Consider the following 19,157-nt stretch of genomic DNA (forward strand, 5'->3'; position numbering starts at 1 on the left):
TTGGCAAAAAGGGGCTTATTCGGAAAGTTCGGCATTGTGAAAGACCTCCTGGGTGTCGTCCATGTCTTCCAGCACATCGAGCAGCTTTTGCATTTTCTGGGCATCGTCGCCGCTCAGTTCGATGGTGTTGTCAGCGCGCATGGTGACTTCGGCCAGTTCAGGCTTCAAGCCGGCGGCTTCCAAAGCATTCTTGACGGTTTCCAGCGCGGTGTAAGGCGTCAGCACTTCGATGGCGCCATCGTCATGTGCAATCACATCGTCGGCACCGGCCTCCAGTGCAATTTCCATGACGCGGTCCTCGTTCGTGCCGGGCGCAAAGATCAGCTGGCCGCAATGCTTGAACTGGAACACCACCGAGCCTTCGGTGCCCATGTTGCCGCCGTGCTTGGAAAACGCATGGCGGACTTCGGCGACGGTACGGACCTTGTTGTCGGTCATGCAGTCCACCAAAATGGCCGCGCCGCCAATGCCATAGCCTTCATAGCGGACTTCTTCATAGTGAACGCCTTCCAGGTTGCCCGTGGCCTTGTCGATGTTGCGCTTGACCGTGTCGGCTGCCAGATTGGCCGCCTTGGCCTTTTCAACCGCCAGGCGCAGGCGCGGATTGGTCGCCAGGTCGCCGCCGCCCAGGCGCGCCGCCACCATGATTTCGCGGATCACCCGCGTCCAGACCTTGCCGCGTTTGTCGTCCTGGCGACCCTTGCGGTGTTGAATATTCGCCCATTTACTATGACCAGCCACGGAAAATCCTTCAGCAATTGATTTAATCTACACCATCCATTTTACTTTTCGCTTGCCTCGCCTTCAGGCAAGTTTCACCAGGACCTCCACATCATGGCCGAGCCGATTCTTGTTGGTAAAAATTCCCTGACGCAATGCGAGCTGCTGCCGGCGCTGGCGAACCGGCACGGCTTGATCACCGGCGCCACGGGAACCGGCAAAACCGTCACGCTGCAAACCCTGGCTGAAAGCTTTTCCAGAATCGGCGTGCCGGTCTTCATGGCCGATGTGAAAGGCGACCTGACCGGCATCAGCCAGGCCGGCATCGTGGGTGAAAAACTGGCCGGCATCCTGAAGGAACGCGGCTTGGGACTGCCCGAACCCCTGGCCTGTCCGGCCACGCTGTGGGACGTGTTCGGCGAGCAGGGCCATCCGGTGCGTGCCACCGTGTCCGACATGGGGCCGCTGCTGCTGGGCCGCATGCTCAACCTGAATGAAACGCAAGCCGGCGTCCTGAACCTGGTCTTCAAGATTGCCGACGACAACGGCCTGTTGCTGCTTGATCTGAAGGACCTTCGCGCCATGCTGCAGCATGTGGGGGACAACGCCAGCCAGTTCACCACGCAATACGGCAATGTCAGCGCCGCCAGCGTGGGCGCCATCCAGCGCGGACTGATGCAGATCGAAACCCAGGGCGGTGACAAATTCTTTGGCGAGCCAATGCTCAACATCAGCGACTTCATGCAGACCGACAGCGCAGGGCATGGCGTCATCAACATCCTGGCGGCCGACAAGCTGATGCATTCGCCCCGGCTTTACGCGACTTTCCTGCTGTGGATGCTGTCGGAGCTGTTCGAGCAGTTGCCTGAAATCGGCGATCCGGACAAGCCCAAGCTGGTGTTTTTCTTTGACGAAGCCCATTTGCTGTTCACCGATGCACCCAAGGCGCTGGTCGAGCGCATCGAGTTGGTGGTGCGGCTGGTGCGCTCCAAGGGCGTGGGCGTTTATTTCGTGACGCAAAACCCGCTGGACATTCCTGATTCGGTGCTGGCCCAGCTCGGCAACCGGGTGCAGCATGCTTTGCGCGCCTACACCCCGCGCGACCAGAAAGCCGTCAAGGCCACTGCCCAGACGATGCGGCAAAAGCCTGGACTGGACATAGAAACCGCGATCACCGAACTGGCGGTGGGTGAAGCGCTGGTGAGCTTCCTCGACGCCAAGGGCAGGCCCAGCGTGACCGAGCGCGTCTTTGTGCTGCCGCCCGGCAGCCAGCTGGGCCCGATCTCTGCGCAGCAACGCCAGCAACTCCTGCAGGATTCGCTGGTGGCCGGCGTCTATGAAAAGGAAGTCGACCGCGCATCGGCCCATGAAATGCTCCAGGAACGTTCAAGCGCCGCAGCTACAGCGGCCGCATTGCCCAATGGTGGTGCGGCTGGGCAATCGGCTTCGGGTGGCATGCTGGGCGGCCTGAACGACATGCTGTTCGGCACCACCGGGCCGCGCGGCGCCAAATACGATGGCCTGGCGCAAAGCATGGCCAAGTCCGCTGTTCGCACCATGGGCGGGGCCGTGGGACGCGAAATCATTCGTGGTGTACTGGGCAGCCTGTTTGGCGGCAAAAAACGCTGAACCACACATCGAACCACCACAAGAAAGCCTTTTATCCATGAGCAATGTTCACCTGATCGACCACCCGCTGGTGCAGCACAAGCTGACGCTGATGCGCCGCAAGAACGCTTCGACCAGCACTTTTCGCACCCTGCTCAGCGAGCTGAGCAACCTGATGGCCTATGAAGTCACCCGCGACATGCCGCTTCAGGACATTGAAGTGCAAACGCCCCTGGAAACCATGACCGGCAAGATCATCGATGGCAAGAAGCTCGTTCTGGTGTCCATCCTGCGTGCTGGCAACGGTTTTCTCGATGGTTTCCTGAACGTCGTTCCCGGCGCCCGCGTCGGCCACATCGGCCTGTACCGCGACCCGGACACATTGGCTCCGGTCGAGTATTACTTCAAGATGCCGCAGGAAATGGAAGAGCGCGACATCGTCATCGTTGACCCGATGCTGGCCACCGGCAACTCGGCCATTGCGGCGGTGGACCGGCTCAAACAGCTCAAGCCCAAATCCATCAAGTTTGTCTGCCTTCTGACCTGTCCGGAAGGCGTTGCAGCCTTGCAAAAGGCGCATCCCGACGTGGCGATCTACACTGCGGCGATCGACCGTCAACTCAACGATCATGGCTACATCCTGCCGGGCCTGGGCGATGCCGGCGACCGTATTTTTGGAACAAAATAAGGCTTTTACGCCTATATGACGTGCGTAAGCAGCTATTTATTTCATAGCATTTAAAAATCGATTTCAGACTGTCCACGACCTTTTACACCGAAGCTTCTCATGCCTCTTGCGAAGGGTACTTCCCAGGCCGCCTTGCCACCGCTGCCATGGCTTGCGGCCGGTCAGGCTTTTCCACCGCTGGAACAGGCCTGGGGCACGGCCGACCCGGCACCCGGCCTGCTGGCGGCCGGCGAAACTCTCGATGCACCCACCTTGCTCCGAGCTTATTCAAACGGCATTTTTCCCTGGTTCAGCCTGGGGCAGCCCGTGCTCTGGTGGAGTCCCGATCCGCGCATGGTGCTGCGAACCGCCGACTTCAGGCTGCACCGGTCGCTGCGCAAGCGCCTTGCTCACTTCATCAGCGATGCCCGGTGCGAAATCAGGTTTGACAGCGCTTTCGAGCGCGTCATCAGCGCCTGCGCCAGCAAATCCAGGATCGGCCAGTCCGGCACCTGGATTGTTTCGGAAATGGAGCAGGCGTATGCCGAACTGCACCGCGCCGGCCACGCCCACAGCGTGGAAACCTGGATCAACGGAGAATTGGCCGGCGGCCTGTACTGCGTCAACCTGGGCACTATGGTCTTTGGCGAATCGATGTTTGCGCACCAGACCGACGCCTCCAAAATCGCCTTGGCCGCGCTGGTGTCTTTTTGCTGCGCCACAGGCGTCACGATGATCGACTGCCAGCAAAACACCGGCCATCTTGCCTCACTCGGCGCGGCCGAAATCAGCCGCGCTGCGTTTGCCGATCACCTGCGCTGCAACGTGAATGCCAACGCGCCCGCATGGCAATTCGATTCCCTATACTGGCAGCAAATTCTGAAGGCGACAGCTACCCCATTGCCCGCAACACCGTGACGCACCTAAAAGACCTGCCGCTGCACACCCTGCAGTTCTACGCAACGGCGCCCTACCCTTGCAGCTACCTGCCGGGCCGACAGGCGCGTTCGCAGGTCGCAACCCCCAGCCACCTGATCCACAACGACGCTTATTCAGAACTGGTCACCCAGGGTTTCCGGCGCAGCGGCATGTTCACCTACCGGCCCTACTGCGACGGATGCCAGGCCTGCGTGCCGCTGCGCGTGCCAGTCAACACCTTTGTGCCAGACCGCAGCCAGCGGCGCGCATGGAAGCGGCACCAGGCCCTCAAGGCCAGCAGCCTCAAACTGTGTTTTCTGCCGGAACACTACCAGTTGTACCTGCGCTACCAGAACAGCCGCCATGCTGGTGGTGGCATGGACCACGACAGCATTGATCAGTACACCCAGTTCCTGCTCCAAAGCCGCGTCAATTCAAGGTTGGTGGAATTTCGCGAGCCCCTGCCCAACGGCGAGGCCGGCGCGCTGAAGATGGTGTCGATTCTCGATGTGCTGGAAGACGGCATTTCAGCGGTCTACACCTTCTATGAGCCCGAAGCAGGCACTGGCTACGGAAACTACAGCGTGCTCTGGCAGATCGAGCAGGCCCGGCAACTTGGCTTGCCGTTTGTCTATCTGGGTTACTGGATCGCCCAGAGTCCCAAGATGAATTACAAGCTCGGCTTCAGGCCCAACGAGATACTGCTCAACGGCTGCTGGAGTGACTCACGAACGATCAGCGCCGGTCCCGGCTAGGCTCGCCGCTCCGTTCAGCAGTGCAGCCACATGCAGATTCAGCAATGCACAAGCAAATTTCACAAGGTAAAATTTGCAGCAGAAAGCCTGCACATGACAAAACCCGATAACGATCTTCCCGTCAAACCGACCGTCCAGGTGATCGAGCGAATTTTTACCCTGCTCGATATTCTGGCCAACCGTGAAGAAGCCGTTTCCCTCAAGGAAATCAGCGAACAATCCGGCCTGCATCCCTCCACGGCGCACCGAATTTTGAATGACCTGGCCTCGGGCCGCTTCGTGGAACGGCCGGCAGCGGGAAACTACCGCCTGGGCATGCGGCTGCTCGAACTTGGCAACCTGGTCAAGGCGCGCCTCAATGTCCGAGAAGCGGCGCTTGCTCCCATGCGCGAACTGCACAAACTGACGCAGCAACCCGTCAACCTGAGCATGCGCCAAAGCGACGAAATCCTGTATGTCGAGCGCACTTATGGCGAACGCTCGGGCATGCAGGTGGTACGCACCATAGGCGGCCGGGCACCGCTGCACCTGACGTCGGTAGGCAAGCTGTTCCTGGCGTCCGACGATCCGCAGCGCCTGCGCGCCTACGCAACCCGAACGGGTTTGCCCGGGCAAACACGCAACAGCATCACCGAGCTGGCCGTGCTGGAACGCGAATTGTCAAAAGCCCGTCAATACGGATATGCGCGGGACAACGAGGAACTGGAGCTGGGCGTTCGCTGCATGGCTGCCGGCATTTATAACGACCAGAACAAGCTGGTGGCAGGCTTGTCGATTTCGGCGCCTGCTGACCGGCTCGATGAAAGCTGGCTGCCCAAGCTGCAGGCCACAGCCAACGAGATTTCGACGGCGCTGGGCTGTACTTCAAGATAAAAGTGGCTTTCACGCACAGTGCACGAGCGTCTTAAGCTATGAATACCATAGCATCATAAAGCACAATGCCTGATGCGGTTTTTGGCAAAACCCGCATCAGGCATCTGGTTTTAATATTTCCGAAAGCTGGCAATCAACCGGTGATCTGCTTGTCGGAAGCGCTAAGCTTGACTTTCTGATCCGCCACCGGATTGGCTTCGACCCAGCGCCGCACACGCTCTGCGTCGGCCAGGCGGCTCAGCTTGCCGGCAGAATCCAGAAACACCATGATCAGTTTACGGCCGGCAATTTTGGTCTGCATGACCAGGCACTGGCCGGCTTCGTTGATATACCCAGTTTTCTGCAGACCAATGTCCCAATCCGGGTTTTTTACCAGCCGGTTGGTGTTGTTGTACTGAAGGGTGCGGCTGCCAACCGCCACCTGGAAACCCGGAGACGTCGACAATTCGCGCAGCACCGGGTCACCATGAGCGGCATTGACCAGTGCAGCCAGGTCTTGTGCGCTGGACTGGTTGCGGCTGGAAAGACCGGTGGGCTCGGCGTAGCTGGTGTCGTGCATGCCCAGCATTTTTGCCTTGGCATTCATCAGGCTGACAAAAGTGGCCATGCCGCCGGGATAGGTGCGGCCCAGGGCGTGGGCGGCCCGGTTTTCGCTCGACATCAGCGCCAGGTGCAGCATCTCGCCACGTGACAGCGTGGTGCCGACGCTGAGCCGCGAGCGGCTGTGTTTTTCAGTGTCAACGTCATCCTGCGTCACGGTGATCATCTCATCCATCGGGAGCCTGGCTCCGCTGATGATTACACCAGTCATCAACTTGGTCAGGGACGCAATCGGAAGCACCGCATGTTCGTTCTTGCTGAACAGCACTTCACGCGTGTCCTGGTCAATCACCAGCGCCACACTGGACTTCAGATCCAGCGGGTCGATCGCGCTGTGCAGGCCAGCCATCTGGCCAAACGAAGGGATGGCGGGAATCAGCGCCTGAATAAGGGAAGGCCGCTTGGCACGGGCTAACTTGACGCTGGTTTCAAAGCGTACATTCTTGCGAACGGATGCTACTTTTTGGGACGCTTTCGATTTTTCGACATGGGGCTTCTTGACAATCGCTCGCTTGGACGACGATTTTTCCGGCGCCGCTTGGGCAGTCGGTGCCACCAGAGCAAACGACAAAGCAAAGAATCCCACGATTTTTAGTGCGCGACTCAAAAGCTGTTTCGACATGGTAAATATTGCCTGTTTGGGTTGCGATAAAGAAAGAGGCTGAAGTGTATAGAAATAGAAAAAGTCACGCAATATCAGGAGCTTGCGTGACTTTTTTAAATAACTACCAGAATGTCTGGCTTCATGCCTTTGCTTACCCGGCAGACCCGACCTAAGCCATTGAATCTAAAGGGTATTGCCCAGACAAAGAGATATTATCCCTGCGCGGCAACCCTGTCAGCTTTACTTTGAAGTTTATTCAAGGCGCTCAAATAAGCTTTGGCCGACGCCACCACAATGTCAGGATCAGAGCCGACGCCATTCACAACGCGCCCGCTATTTTGTAAGCGCACGGTCACTTCGCCCTGGCTTTCGGTTGAGCCGCTGATGGCATTGACCGAATAAAGCACCATTTCAGCACCGCTTTTGACATGCGTCTCAATCGCCTTGAGCGATGCATCTACCGGTCCGTTTCCATCGGACTGGCCCTTGACCTCTTTTCCTGCGACCGTGAAAACCACGCAAGCCTGCGGACGCTCGCCAGTTTCGCTGTGCTGGGACAGGGATACAAAACCGTACTGCTCATTGCTGTGGGTAACGCTTTCATCGCTGACCAGGGCAAGAATATCCTCGTCAAAAATTTCGCTTTTTCGGTCGGCAAGATCCTTGAACTTGATGAAGGCATTGTTGATGTCGGTCTCGCTTTCCATTGCAACACCGAGTTCCTGGAGGCGCTGCTTGAAGGCGTTTCGCCCACTCAACTTGCCCAGCACGATCTTGTTGGCGGACCAGCCCACGTCTTCGGCGCGCATGATCTCGTAGGTGTCGCGTGCCTTGAGCACGCCATCCTGGTGAATGCCCGACGCGTGGGCAAACGCGTTGGCTCCCACAACGGCCTTGTTGGGCTGCACCACAAAACCGGTCGTCTGGCTCACCAAGCGACTGGCCGCCAGTATCTGCTGCGTGTCAATGCCAAGTTCGAGGCCAAAGTAATCCTTGCGTGTTTTCACCGCCATCACCACTTCTTCAAGTGAACAATTGCCTGCGCGCTCGCCCAGGCCGTTGATGGTGCATTCCACCTGCCGGGCGCCGCCGATCTTCACGCCAGCGAGTGAATTGGCAACGGCCATGCCCAGGTCGTTGTGGCAATGCACCGACCACACCGCCTTGTCGCTGTTGGGGATACGTTCGCGCAGGTTCTTGATAAAGTTGCCGTAGAGTTCGGGAATCGCATAGCCCACAGTATCGGGAACATTGATGGTGGTTGCGCCTTCGTTGATGACCGCCTCGATGACGCGGCACAGGAAGTCGGGGTCGGAGCGGTAGCCGTCTTCGGGACTGAACTCGATGTCGTCCATCAGGTTGCGCGCAAAACGCACGGAAAGCCTGGCCTGCTCAAACACCTGGTCGGGCGTCATGCGCAGCTTTTTTTCCATGTGCAGCGCACTGGTCGCCAGAAAGAGGTGCAATCGTCCAGAATTGGCCGGCTTCAGCGCTTCTGCGGCGCGCGAAATGTCGCGGTCGTTGGCGCGCGCCAGCGAGCAGATGGTGGAATCCTTGATGACTTCTGCAATCGCCTTGACACATTCGAAGTCGCCGTTCGAACTGGCGGCAAAACCGGCCTCGATCACATCGACCTTCAGCCGCTCCAGTTGCCGGGCAATTCGCAATTTCTCGTCACGTGTCATGGAAGCGCCAGGCGATTGCTCGCCATCGCGCAAGGTGGTGTCGAAAATAATGAGTTTGTCGGTCATGGGAAGTCTCTCGGTTTGGATGAGGTTTGCACAAACTGCAAAAATGCAGCAGGGCTGAGAAAGGTTATCTAGGGGTCAATCGTCTGCAGGTTTCAGTCGCGGTGCGTTTTCTATTGGAGGAAACCAGCAACCCAAAAAAAAACGGCCCGTTGCTGGTGCAAACGGGCCATGGAAATCAGGTGTGCGCGTGCGCTACCGTCTCCGCCCGTTGGCAGATAGCAGTAGTGCTAGCGAAATTTTTTTCATCAAAACAATGTACCACAATTCATTTGTGCAGCCCACGTTCGTCAGGCTCGTCGGTAGAGGTTGAAATCAAACTTGTCTGCTGGCCCTTGGCCTTGCGCCAGCCGTACAACGCGTAACCCGACAAGCCATAAATCACGAACAGGCCAAAAATGATCGTCGGAGGATCGATGTTGATGATGGCAATACCGAGTGCGATCAGCACAATGACGACGAATGGGACGCTGCGCTTCATCTGGACATCCTTGAAGCTGTAAAAAGGCACGTTGGTGACCATGGTCAGGCCGGCATACAGCATCAATCCGAAGGTGATCCAGCGCACATCCACACCCTTGATTCCCAGGTCGTTCATCAGCCAGATATAACCCGCAACCAGCGCAGCGGCGGCGGGAGAAGGCAAACCCTGAAAGAAACGCTTGTCGACTACGGCCGTGTTGACATTGAAGCGCGCGAGCCGCAATGCTGCGCAAGCGCAATAAACAAATGCGCCAATCCAGCCCCAACGACCCAGGCTGGTCAGTGACCAGACATAAGCAATCAAGGCGGGCGCAGCGCCAAACGACACCATGTCTGAAAGCGAGTCCATTTGCTCGCCAAAAGCGCTCTGGGTATTGGTCATACGCGCGATCCGGCCATCCAGGCTGTCGAGCACCATGGCACAAAATACGCCAATGGCTGCCAGATCGAAGCGCCCGTTCATGGCCATAACGATGGCGTAAAACCCGCCAAATAGCGCCGCAAGGGTAAACAGATTTGGCAATATGTAGATGCCTTTGCGCCGCTTGCGCAGCACAACTTCCGCCCGTGTTGTCAGGTTTTCCTCGCCGTCATGCATAAAAAGTACTCCTCAGGCACGACTGGTGCGTGCAAATAGCTATTGAATTCATAGTGCAGCGAGTTATGGCTGCGCACAAGACAATGCCTTGTGAACAGCGGGCCAAGCATACCGGTGCAGATTGGCAAGGATAAGACCCGTTTTTGGATCGCAGCATTTTTGCCGCCACCATTGAAAAAGCCGCGCAAGGGCTTTGCGCGGCTTTTGAAAAAACCGTGGTGGTCGAAAAAATCAGTTGCGCGTCTGATCAACCAGTTTGTTCTTGGCAATCCACGGCATCATGGCGCGAAGCTTTCCGCCCACTTGCTCGATCTGGTGCTCGGCGTTCAAGCGGCGGCGGCTGATCAGGGTTGGAGCACCAGCGATGTTTTCCAGCAGGAAGCTCTTGGCGTATTCGCCAGTCTGGATGTCTTTCAGCACGGCGCGCATGGCGTTCTTGGTGTCTTCGGTCACGATGCGCGGGCCGGTGACGTACTCGCCATACTCGGCATTGTTCGAGATGGAGTAGTTCATGTTGGCAATGCCGCCTTCGTAAATCAGATCCACGATCAGCTTGAGTTCGTGCAGGCACTCGAAATAGGCCATTTCAGGCGCGTAGCCGGCTTCCACCAGCGTTTCAAAGCCAGCCTTGATCAGCTCAACCGCACCGCCGCACAGAACAGCCTGCTCGCCGAACAGGTCGGTTTCGGTTTCTTCGCGGAAATTGGTTTCGATGATGCCGGCCTTGCCGCCGCCATTGGCCATGGCGTAGCTCAGGGCCAGATCGCGGGCCTTGCCGGACTTGTCCTGGTGAACGGCCACGAGGTGAGGCACGCCGCCGCCTTGGGTGTAAGTGTTGCGCACCGTGTGGCCGGGAGCCTTGGGGGCGACCATCCAGACGTCCAGATCATCGCGGGGAATCACGGCACCGTAATGCACATTGAAGCCGTGGGCGAACACCAGGGAAGCGCCCTGCTTTATGTTGGGGGCCACGTCATTCTTGTAGACCGCGCCGATTTGCTCGTCGGGCAACAGGATCATGACCACGTCGGCAGACTTGACTGCATCAGCGACTTCAGCGACCTGAAGGCCGGCTTTTTCAACCTTGGGCCACGAAGCGCCGCCCTTGCGCAAGCCTACGACAACCTTGACGCCGCTGTCATTCAGGTTCTGGGCGTGTGCATGGCCCTGGCTACCGTAGCCGATGATGGCGACCGTCTTGCCCTTGATCAGGCTTAAATCGCAATCCTTGTCGTAAAAAACTTTCATCTGTCGCTCCTAAATAATCAGCAAAAAAATAAAAACTGCCAGATCCGATACCCGGATTCCGGTCATATCAGACCCTCAGAATTCGCTCGCCGCGGCCAATGCCGCTCGAACCGGTTCGCACCGTCTCCAAAATGGCGCTGCGGTCGATGGCCTCCAGGAACGCATCGTTCTTGGTCTGGTCGCCCGTCAGTTCAATCGTGTAGCTTTTCTCGGTCACATCGATGATTCGCCCGCGAAATATATCAGCCATTCGCTTCATCTCTTCGCGCTCCTTGCCGACTGCACGCACCTTGACCATCATGAGTTCACGCTCGGTGTAAGAGCCTTCGGTCAGGTCGACCACCTTGACCACTTCAATCAGGCGGTTCAGGTGCTTGGTGATCTGCTCGATCACGTCGTCCGATCCCGAGGTCTGAATGGTCATGCGCGACAGGGTCGGGTCTTCGGTCGGCGCGACGGTCAGGCTCTCGATGTTGTAGCCGCGTGCCGAAAACAGGCCAACCACGCGGGAAAGAGCGCCCGGCTCGTTTTCCAGCAAAACTGCAATGATGTGTTTCATAAGAAGATTCCTCTTTTCGCTGCCCTCCACTGCGCACGGTAATGCGCAGACTCGGCAGTCAATAGATTCGTCAGTTGACGGGGTAAAAAAGTAAAGTAAGGGAATCGATGCGCTCAGAGGTCTTCTGACCCCAGCAGCATTTCCGTGATGCCCTTGCCGGCCTTGACCATCGGGAACACGTTTTCCGTCGGATCGGTGCGGAAGTCCATGAACACGGTGCGGTCCTTGAGCTTGCGCGCTTCGCGCAACGCGGGCTCCACATCCTGCGGTTTTTCAATCAGCATGCCGACATGCCCGTAGGCTTCTGCAAGCTTGACAAAATTGGGCAGCGCGTCCATATAGCTGCTGCTGTAGCGCCCGGCGTATTCGATTTCCTGCCACTGACGCACCATGCCAAGGTAGCGGTTATTGAGCGACACGATCTTGATGGGCGTGTTGTATTGCAGGCAGGTTGAAAGCTCCTGAATGCACATCTGCACCGAGCCTTCGCCGGTGATGCAAAACACTTCCGAATCCGGCTTGGCCAGCTTGATGCCCATGGCGTAGGGAATGCCCACGCCCATGGTGCCCAGGCCGCCGGAATTGATCCAGCGGCGCGGTTCGTCGAATTTGTAATATTGCGCGGCCCACATCTGGTGCTGGCCCACGTCCGAGGTGATATAGGTATCAGCGTCCTTGGTCATGTTCCAGAGCGTCTCGACCACGTACTGCGGCTTGATGACGTCACCCGAGCCCAGGCTGTACTTCATGCAGTCGCGCTTGCGCCATTCATCGATCGTGCTCCACCAGCCGCCGAGCGCATCGGCATCGGGCTTCAGGCCCGACTCGCGGATCATGGCGATCAGTTCCGTCAGCACATCCTTGACATCGCCGACGATGGGAATGTCCACCTTGACGCGCTTCGAAATACTCGAAGGATCAATGTCAATGTGAATGATTTTGCGTTCGTTCTGGGCGAAATGCTTGGGGTTGCCGATCACGCGGTCGTCGAAACGGGCGCCGACGGCCAGCAGCACATCGCAGTTCTGCATGGCATTGTTGGCTTCGAGCGTCCCGTGCATTCCAAGCATGCCCAGGAATTTCCTGTCGCTGGCCGGATAGGCGCCCAGGCCCATCAGCGTATTGGTGCAGGGGTAACCCAGCATGTCCACCAGGGTGCGCAATTCCTGCGATGCATTGCTCAGCAGCACACCGCCACCGGTATAGATATAGGGCCGCTTGGCAGCCATCAGCAGGTGCAGCGCCTTGCGGATCTGGCCGGCATGACCTTTGCGAACCGGATTGTAAGAACGCATCTCGACGTTCTTCGGATAGCCGGTGTACAGGGTCTTGTTGAACGAGACATCCTTGGGAATATCCACCACCACCGGGCCGGGGCGGCCGGTACGGGCAATGTGAAAAGCTTTTTTCATGGTGGAAGCCATGTCGCGCACGTCTTTTACCAAGAAGTTATGCTTAACGATGGGGCGCGTAATGCCCACGGTGTCGCATTCCTGGAAGGCATCCAGGCCGATGGCGGCCGTCGGCACCTGGCCGCTGATGATGACCATCGGAATGCTGTCCATGTAGGCGGTCGCAATGCCGGTCACGGCATTGGTCAGGCCCGGGCCCGAGGTGACCAGGGCCACGCCCACATCGCCGGTGGCGCGGGCGTAGCCATCGGCGGCATGCACCGCAGCCTGCTCGTGGCGCACCAGCACATGCTGAATCGAGTCCTGCTTGTAAAAAGCGTCGTAAATATGAAGAACCGCGCCACCCGGATAGCCCCAGATGTACTTGACACCTTCAGCCTGAAGCGACTTGACGAGGATTTCAGCACCGCGCAGGTCTTGAGAACTGGTGGGGGCAGATGCTGCTGCTGCGGAAGCGATTTCCGCTTTATTGATTTCCATGATGAACCTTTGTGAATTTCTCTAACGAAATACCTAGGGTGCCTCTTGGCCCGCTCTTGTGAAGCTGCGTCGAGACTTGAGGCCAAAACCATAAGCAGAAACATAATCCGCCGAGCCATGACCCGTTTGCCTTTTGATGTGCAGGCCGCATTATGACACCGAGCGCAGCCCGCCTGCCGTCATGAACCCACCGATGCGGGAGACGGCACGCCTGGGGCAGGCGCAGGCGCAATGCGATAATTTCGCGCTGGGCATCGGCCTGAAGCCCATGTAACAACACATCAAGTCCTGAGCACACTGACAACGATGGACAACCAGGACTCACACCGTTGGCAACTGAACAAGAACTTTCCGACTTCCTGAAAAGCGTTGAAAAGCGGGCCTTCAAGCGAAGCATTTATCACGTCCGCGACGAAGAAGCAGCACTTGACATCGTTCAGGACAGCATGATGAAACTGGCCCAGCACTACGGCGACAAGCCGGCGGCCCAATTGCCCATGCTGTTTCAGCGAATCCTTTCAAATACGACACTGGACTGGTTCCGGCGCCGCAAGACGCGAAACGCCCTTTTTTCCAATATGAGCGAATTTTCCGCGTCCGGAGATGATGGAGATTTCGATCTTCTGGAAACTTTGGAGAGCTTGACCAACTCTGAGGGGACAGAAAGTGCGCAGGATGCTACCGAACGGGCTCAGATTTTGCATTCCATAGAAGTTCAGATTCAGGCGCTTCCAGACCGTCAACGGGAAGCCTTTCTGATGCGTTATTGGGAGGAAATGGATGTGGCCGAAACGGCCGCCGCCATGGGTTGCTCAGAAGGCAGCGTCAAGACACACTGTTCTCGTGCAGTTCACGCCCTCAGCAAAGCCCTGAGCGCCAAAGGAATAAAACTATGAAGATTTCGCCCCCAAAAAAAGCTGCTCTTTTGCAGGACCGGTTTGGACTCAAAACTGCGTCCTATCTGTCGGCCGGTACGGCCGAGCTACCCCACGACATTTCCGAACGGCTGCGGTCCGCCCGCGTCCAAGCGGTATCCCAGCGCAAGATCACCACTACCCAGACTGCCGGCGGGGTGGTTCACTCAAGAGGCAGCGCGGCGCTGACCTGGGGGTCCGGCGAAGGCTTGAGCTGGTGGAGCCGGATTGGCTCGGTGCTGCCCTTGATTGCATTGGTTGCTGGCCTGTTGGCTATCAATTCGTTTCAAAGTGACAACTGGACCCAGGAACTGGCCGAAGTGGACGCTGCGCTGCTGACCGATGACTTGCCGCCGGCCGCATTTGCAGACCCTGGTTTTGTCCAGTTCCTTCAAACAGGACGCCAGCCTGCCAACCCCCAATGACGCTACCGGCTGATTTTTCAGGGGCGCTGCCCTCCGGCATTCTTGACGGGCCCATGGCGCACCGAGCGCTGGCCCCAATGCGTGCAGTCTTGCTGGGCCTGGCGCTTGCCATCCTGCTGGCTTGGCCACCCGTCGCTTCGTCACAGATTCAGCAACCTTCGACGCCAGCCAGTGCACCGGCTTTGGGCAAGCCCCCAGCCTCCGGACCAGCCTGGTCCGAGTTGACGCCATCGCAGCAACAGACCCTGGCACCGCTGGCGTCAAGCTGGAACACCAGCATGAGCGAGCCGCAAAAACGCAAGTGGCTGGAGATTTCAAAAAACTACGGCGCCCTCTCGCCCCAGGCCCAGGCCACGCTGAACAGCCGCATGAATGAATGGGTGGCACTCAGCCCGCAGCAGCGCGCCCAGGCCCGGCTGAATTTCGGCAAAACGCTGGAATTGTCCCGGCAACTGACGCCAGAAGAAAAAAAGGCCAAGTGGGAGGCCTACCAAGCCTTGAGCCCTGAGGAAAAACAAAAACTCGCCGCCACGGCAAGTCCCAGGCCAAGCGGCGCGGCCACTGCCGTCAAGCCCGTGGCGCCGCAAAAACTCGCCACCGTTCCCGAACAGGCTGCCAGCCAACAGGCTTTCAAGCCTGCTCCTAAAATTGGTCCTTTGCCCGCAGTGCCAGTGCTTGCTCCGACGACGCCGCCTGCGCCAGCAAACGAGACGGCACCGCAGCGATAAAGAACCGGCCCGGCATTGTTTGCCCCAGTCAGTGCAATGGCATCCTGTCCGTATTCACCATAAGTTGCCCCCTTGATTGCAAAAAATATTCAAATACCGTCAATTCTGAGGCGCATGGCCTGCTGGATGTATGAAGGCATGCTCATGTTCGGCGTGGTGTTCATCGCCGGCTACCTGTTCGGCACACTGAGCCAGACGCGCAATGCGCTGGACAACCGCCATGGGTTGCAGGCTTTCGTATTCATGGTTTTTGCCGTCTACTTTGTCTGGTTCTGGGCCAAGGGCCAGACACTTGCCATGAAAACCTGGCACATCCGCGTTGTTGGTATGAATGGCCAGCCCATCACCCAGCAACGTGCCCTGCTTCGCTACCTGCTCAGCTGGATGTGGTTTCTGCCGGCATTGGCAGCAAGCTGGATACTAGGCCTGTCGGCTGCGGACGGTGCCGTTCTGACCATGGGCTGGGTGGCCATCTGGGCCATCCTGGCGCGCTTTCATCCGCAGCAGCAGTTCTGGCACGACGCCTGGGCCGGCACCCGGCTGATCACCTCGATCACCCCACCCAAAGCCAAGCGCACGGCATCCGCAAAGGCTGCGGGCTCAAAGCCGTCCTGAAAGCGCATTATCATGCTGCGCCGCAACAATGATCTTCATGCCTGAACAAGTTCCGTTTCCTTCCCCCGCCAGCGCTCAGAAAAACCGCCATGGCCTGAGCCGTATGTGGCATGCCGCCGGCTTCTCCTTGGCCGGCCTTCGCGCCGCGTGGAGGGAAACGGCTTTCCGGCAAGAGGCGCTAGTCTCGCTGGTGCTGGTGCCGGCCGCCTTCTGGCTGGGCCGCAACTGGGTGGAAACGATCTTGCTCGCAGGAACCGTCATGCTGGTGTTGATTGTCGAATTGCTCAACACCGGCATCGAGGCGGCCATCGACCGCATCGGGCCTGAATGGCATGAACTGTCCAAACGCGCCAAGGACATGGGCAGCGCTGCGGTTCTGCTCTGCCTGCTGCTTTGCGCAGGCACCTGGACGCTGGCGCTGGCCGACCGGCTTGGGGCATGAATCGTGAAACTGGCAATATGAACAAACCTTCATTTTCCTTGTGCGTGTACTGCGGTTCGCGTCCCGGCAACAGCCCTGAATTTGCCGCGCTGGCGCGGCAGGTCGGCACCTGGATTGGCCGCCATGGCGGCCAGCTGGTGTATGGCGGCGGCCACAATGGCCTGATGGGCATCCTGGCCGATGCGGCGCTGGCGGCTGGCGCGCGGGTCATCGGCGTGATTCCAAAGGCGCTGGTCGAAAAGGAATGGGCGCACACCGGCTGCACAGAACTGCATGTCGTGGAAAACATGCATGAGCGCAAGCGCATCATGGCCGAGCATGCCGACGCATTTCTGGCGCTGCCCGGCGGCATTGGTACGCTCGAAGAATTCTTTGAGGTCTGGACCTGGCGCCAGCTCGGCTACCACGACAAGCCGGTCGGCCTTCTCAACCTGGGCGGCTTTTACGACAGCCTGCTCACCTTCCTGGATTCTGCGGTCACGAGCGGCTTCATGAATGAATGGCAGATGGGACTGATCCGCACCGGCAACGATGCGGAACTGCTCATGACCGAACTGGTGCAGGCGGCCGGCACAGCGTTGACGACGGTGCAGCTGGACCAGATCTGAGCCGGCTTAGATTGCCGATTCGTCTTCTTCGCCAGTGCGAATGCGCAACACGCGCTCGACGCTGGTGACAAAAATCTTGCCGTCGCCAATCTTGCCGGTGCGCGCCGCGCGCACGATGGCTTCGACGCAGCGATCAACGTCGTCGGTCTTGACGACCACTTCGACCTTGACCTTGGGCAGGAAGTCAACCACATACTCGGCGCCACGATAAAGCTCGGTATGGCCTTTCTGGCGTCCAAAGCCCTTGACCTCGGTCACGGTCAGGCCAGTCACGCCGCATTCCGCAAGAGCTTCGCGGACTTCTTCCAGTTTGAAGGGCTTGAGGATGGCGGTAATTTGTTTCACGAAAATCTCTCTATGGGTCTGAAAACTAAATGGTAAAGGCTGACTGAGGTCGGAGATGTAACGATTGTGAATCGCTACCGGTCGTCAGGCGCCAAACTTGCTGGTAATAGGATAACGCCAATCCTTGCCGAAACTCCTGTGGCTCACACGGATGCCGACCGGCGCCTGACGGCGTTTGTATTCATTGATGCGGATGAGCCGGGCCACGCGCTCGACCACAGCCCGCTCGAAGCCTGCGTCCACGATGGCGTCGACGCTCTGGTCGTTTTCCATGTAGCGCTTGAGGATGTCGTCGAGCACGTCGTAGGGGGGCAAACTATCCTGGTCGGTCTGGTCGGCACGCAGCTCGGCGCTGGGCGGGCGCGTGATGATGCGCTCCGGGATCGGGCTGCTTGCGGTGCCGTAGGGGTCGTTCTCGTTGCGCCAGCGGGCCAGGCGGAACACCGTGGTTTTGAGCAGGTCCTTGATGACCGCGAAGCCGCCGGCCATGTCGCCATACAGCGTGCAGTAGCCGGTCGCCATTTCGCTCTTGTTGCCGGTGGTCAGGACAATCGAGCCGAACTTGTTGGACAGCGCCATCAGAAACACGCCCCGGATGCGCGCCTGGATGTTTTCCTCGGTGGTGTCCTCGGCCAGCCCCTTGAACTCGCCGGCCAGCGAGGCCTTGAAGGCTTCAAATTCGGGAACGATGGATATCTCGTCGTAGCGCACCCCCATGCGTTCGGCCATGTCGCGCGCGTCGATCCAGGAAATGTCGGCCGTGTAGGGCGACGGCATCATCACCGTGCGCACCTTGTCCGCTCCCAGGGCATCGACCGCGATGGCCAGCACCAGCGCCGAGTCGATACCGCCCGACAGGCCCAGAATGGCGCCGGGAAAGCCGTTCTTGCCCAGGTAGTCGCGCACGCCCAGCACCAGCGCATCCCAGAGGTCAGCCTCGGGGCTGCGCAAAGGCACGCTGTCCGCTACCAGTTCAATAGCACCCTGCGCCCGTCCCGCCTGCGCAAAAAACAGATTTTCCTTAAAACTCTCGGCCCGGCCAGCAAGCAGCCCGTCGGCCTGCAGGGCAAATGAATGGCCCTCGAAAACGATTTCGTCCTGGCCGCCGACCAAGTGCGCATAGACCAGCGGCAAGCCGGTCGCCAGGCAGCGTTCGCGCATCATCAGTTCGCGCTCGCTGCCCTTGCCGACGTGAAACGGCGAGGCGTTGATGACCACCAGCAACTCAGCGCCGGCCTGCTTGGCCAGCCGCGCGGGTTCCTCGAACCAGGCGTCTTCGCAGATCAGCAGGCCGATGCTGACCGCGTCAATGCCTTCGCCGGCCTGAAACACACAGGTGCCTTGACCGGGCGTGAAATAGCGGCGCTCGTCAAACACCTGGTAGTTGGGCAGTTCGCGCTTGGCGTAGCTTTCAATGATGCGGCCTTCGCGCAGCACCCGTGCGGCATTGTGGCGCTGCTGCACGGCCACGCTTCGGGTGCGCAGGCCCAGGCCGCTGTCGCCGTGCGTGGGCGTGCCGACGACGACGCTCAAGCCTTTTAACCCGGCCAGCTCACGGGCCACCAGATTCACGGCATCATCACAGGCCTGGATGAACGAGGTCCGCAAAAACAGGTCTTCGGCCGCGTAGCCGCAAATCGCCATTTCCGGCGTCAGCACCAGCCGGGCGCCCTGCTGGTAGGCGGTGCGGGCGGCGGCGATAATTTTTTGCGCATTGCCGGTCATGTCGCCGACGCAGTAGTTCAATTGGGCAACGCAGATTTTGAGTGACATGTGAAAAATCGAACCCTGAAAAAAACGCCAAGAA

The 19,157-nt window shown here is 58.7% G+C and carries 21 protein-coding genes; 11 read left to right on the plus strand and 10 right to left on the minus strand.

Translation table 11 applies throughout. The features are described from left to right. Nucleotides 1-15 precede the first annotated feature (15 nt). Entirely contained in the window at nt 16-741 is a 726-nt protein-coding gene (locus ACP7AD_RS02160; protein WP_426144798.1) for a YebC/PmpR family DNA-binding transcriptional regulator, read from the minus strand. A gap of 93 nt (nt 742-834) precedes the next feature. On the opposite strand from ACP7AD_RS02160, the gene ACP7AD_RS02165 reads away from it, so the two are divergent. From ACP7AD_RS02165 to ACP7AD_RS02185, 5 genes are all read left to right on the plus strand, one after another. After that, a complete protein-coding gene (locus tag ACP7AD_RS02165) occupies nt 835-2,349 on the plus strand; it encodes a helicase HerA-like domain-containing protein (RefSeq protein WP_426144796.1) in 1,515 nt (504 codons plus the stop codon). Between the two features lie 37 nt (nt 2,350-2,386). After that, entirely contained in the window at nt 2,387-3,016 is a 630-nt protein-coding gene (gene upp, locus ACP7AD_RS02170; protein WP_426144795.1) for a uracil phosphoribosyltransferase, read from the plus strand. Between the two features lie 99 nt (nt 3,017-3,115). Further along, nucleotides 3,116-3,913, plus strand: coding sequence for a leucyl/phenylalanyl-tRNA--protein transferase (gene aat / locus ACP7AD_RS02175; protein WP_426144794.1), 798 nt, complete (start codon nt 3,116-3,118; stop codon nt 3,911-3,913). Continuing rightward, nucleotides 3,910-4,668 carry an arginyltransferase gene (locus ACP7AD_RS02180; protein WP_426144792.1) on the plus strand — a complete coding sequence of 253 codons (759 nt, stop codon included), beginning with the start codon at nt 3,910-3,912 and terminating at the stop codon, nt 4,666-4,668. The genes aat and ACP7AD_RS02180 overlap by 4 nt, the downstream gene beginning before the upstream one ends. Before the next feature lie 93 nt (nt 4,669-4,761). Further along, entirely contained in the window at nt 4,762-5,541 is a 780-nt protein-coding gene (locus tag ACP7AD_RS02185; RefSeq protein ID WP_426144790.1) for an IclR family transcriptional regulator, read from the plus strand. A 133-nt stretch (nt 5,542-5,674) separates the two neighbouring features. Here the strand turns inward: ACP7AD_RS02185 and pbpG are convergent, their stop codons facing one another. The 7 genes from pbpG to ACP7AD_RS02220 form a co-directional block, all read right to left on the minus strand. Next, nucleotides 5,675-6,763, minus strand: a complete 1,089-nt coding sequence (gene pbpG / locus ACP7AD_RS02190) for a D-alanyl-D-alanine endopeptidase (RefSeq protein WP_426144789.1) — start codon at nt 6,761-6,763, stop codon at nt 5,675-5,677. Nucleotides 6,764-6,957: 194 nt separating this feature from the next. After that, complete coding sequence (locus ACP7AD_RS02195) at nt 6,958-8,496, minus strand: 2-isopropylmalate synthase (RefSeq protein WP_426144787.1); 1,539 nt, start codon at nt 8,494-8,496, stop codon at nt 6,958-6,960. 265 nt (nt 8,497-8,761) lie between these two features. Then, nucleotides 8,762-9,574, minus strand: a complete 813-nt coding sequence (gene pssA, locus ACP7AD_RS02200) for a CDP-diacylglycerol--serine O-phosphatidyltransferase (protein ID WP_426144785.1) — start codon at nt 9,572-9,574, stop codon at nt 8,762-8,764. Continuing rightward, nucleotides 9,550-9,825, minus strand: a complete 276-nt coding sequence (locus tag ACP7AD_RS02205) for a hypothetical protein (RefSeq protein ID WP_426144784.1) — start codon at nt 9,823-9,825, stop codon at nt 9,550-9,552. The genes pssA and ACP7AD_RS02205 overlap by 25 nt, the downstream gene beginning before the upstream one ends. Further along, nucleotides 9,806-10,822, minus strand: a complete 1,017-nt coding sequence (gene ilvC, locus ACP7AD_RS02210) for a ketol-acid reductoisomerase (protein WP_029524610.1) — start codon at nt 10,820-10,822, stop codon at nt 9,806-9,808. The genes ACP7AD_RS02205 and ilvC overlap by 20 nt, the downstream gene beginning before the upstream one ends. Nucleotides 10,823-10,889: 67 nt before the next feature. After that, entirely contained in the window at nt 10,890-11,381 is a 492-nt protein-coding gene (gene ilvN, locus ACP7AD_RS02215) for an acetolactate synthase small subunit (RefSeq protein ID WP_011801117.1), read from the minus strand. A gap of 113 nt (nt 11,382-11,494) precedes the next feature. Next, on the minus strand, nt 11,495-13,273 hold the full coding sequence (locus ACP7AD_RS02220) for an acetolactate synthase 3 catalytic subunit (protein WP_426144782.1): 1,779 nt from the start codon (nt 13,271-13,273) through the stop codon (nt 11,495-11,497). A 329-nt stretch (nt 13,274-13,602) separates the two neighbouring features. Between ACP7AD_RS02220 and ACP7AD_RS02225 the strand changes: the two genes are divergently transcribed. From ACP7AD_RS02225 to ACP7AD_RS02250, 6 genes are all read left to right on the plus strand, one after another. Continuing rightward, nucleotides 13,603-14,169: an RNA polymerase sigma factor gene (locus ACP7AD_RS02225; protein WP_426144780.1), complete on the plus strand. Its 567-nt coding sequence runs from the start codon at nt 13,603-13,605 to the stop codon at nt 14,167-14,169. After that, a complete protein-coding gene (locus tag ACP7AD_RS02230) occupies nt 14,166-14,612 on the plus strand; it encodes a DUF3619 family protein (protein WP_426144778.1) in 447 nt (148 codons plus the stop codon). The genes ACP7AD_RS02225 and ACP7AD_RS02230 overlap by 4 nt, the downstream gene beginning before the upstream one ends. Nucleotides 14,613-14,689: 77 nt before the next feature. Further along, nucleotides 14,690-15,340 (plus strand): DUF3106 domain-containing protein, encoded by a 651-nt coding sequence (locus tag ACP7AD_RS02235; protein ID WP_426165968.1) that lies wholly within the window; start codon nt 14,690-14,692, stop codon nt 15,338-15,340. A gap of 105 nt (nt 15,341-15,445) precedes the next feature. After that, entirely contained in the window at nt 15,446-15,955 is a 510-nt protein-coding gene (locus ACP7AD_RS02240) for an RDD family protein (RefSeq protein WP_426144905.1), read from the plus strand. A 37-nt stretch (nt 15,956-15,992) separates the two neighbouring features. Then, on the plus strand, nt 15,993-16,397 hold the full coding sequence (locus ACP7AD_RS02245) for a diacylglycerol kinase (RefSeq protein WP_426144775.1): 405 nt from the start codon (nt 15,993-15,995) through the stop codon (nt 16,395-16,397). Between the two features lie 17 nt (nt 16,398-16,414). Further along, nucleotides 16,415-17,005: a TIGR00730 family Rossman fold protein gene (locus tag ACP7AD_RS02250; protein ID WP_426144774.1), complete on the plus strand. Its 591-nt coding sequence runs from the start codon at nt 16,415-16,417 to the stop codon at nt 17,003-17,005. Between the two features lie 6 nt (nt 17,006-17,011). Here the strand turns inward: ACP7AD_RS02250 and ACP7AD_RS02255 are convergent, their stop codons facing one another. Beyond that, nucleotides 17,012-17,350, minus strand: coding sequence for a P-II family nitrogen regulator (locus tag ACP7AD_RS02255; protein WP_426144773.1), 339 nt, complete (start codon nt 17,348-17,350; stop codon nt 17,012-17,014). 84 nt (nt 17,351-17,434) lie between these two features. After that, nucleotides 17,435-19,123: an NAD+ synthase gene (locus ACP7AD_RS02260; RefSeq protein ID WP_426144771.1), complete on the minus strand. Its 1,689-nt coding sequence runs from the start codon at nt 19,121-19,123 to the stop codon at nt 17,435-17,437. Nucleotides 19,124-19,157: the final 34 nt, after the last annotated feature.

This window comes from Polaromonas sp. DSP2-3-2b2, assembly GCF_049895905.1.
Classification (GTDB): domain Bacteria; phylum Pseudomonadota; class Gammaproteobacteria; order Burkholderiales; family Burkholderiaceae_C; genus Polaromonas.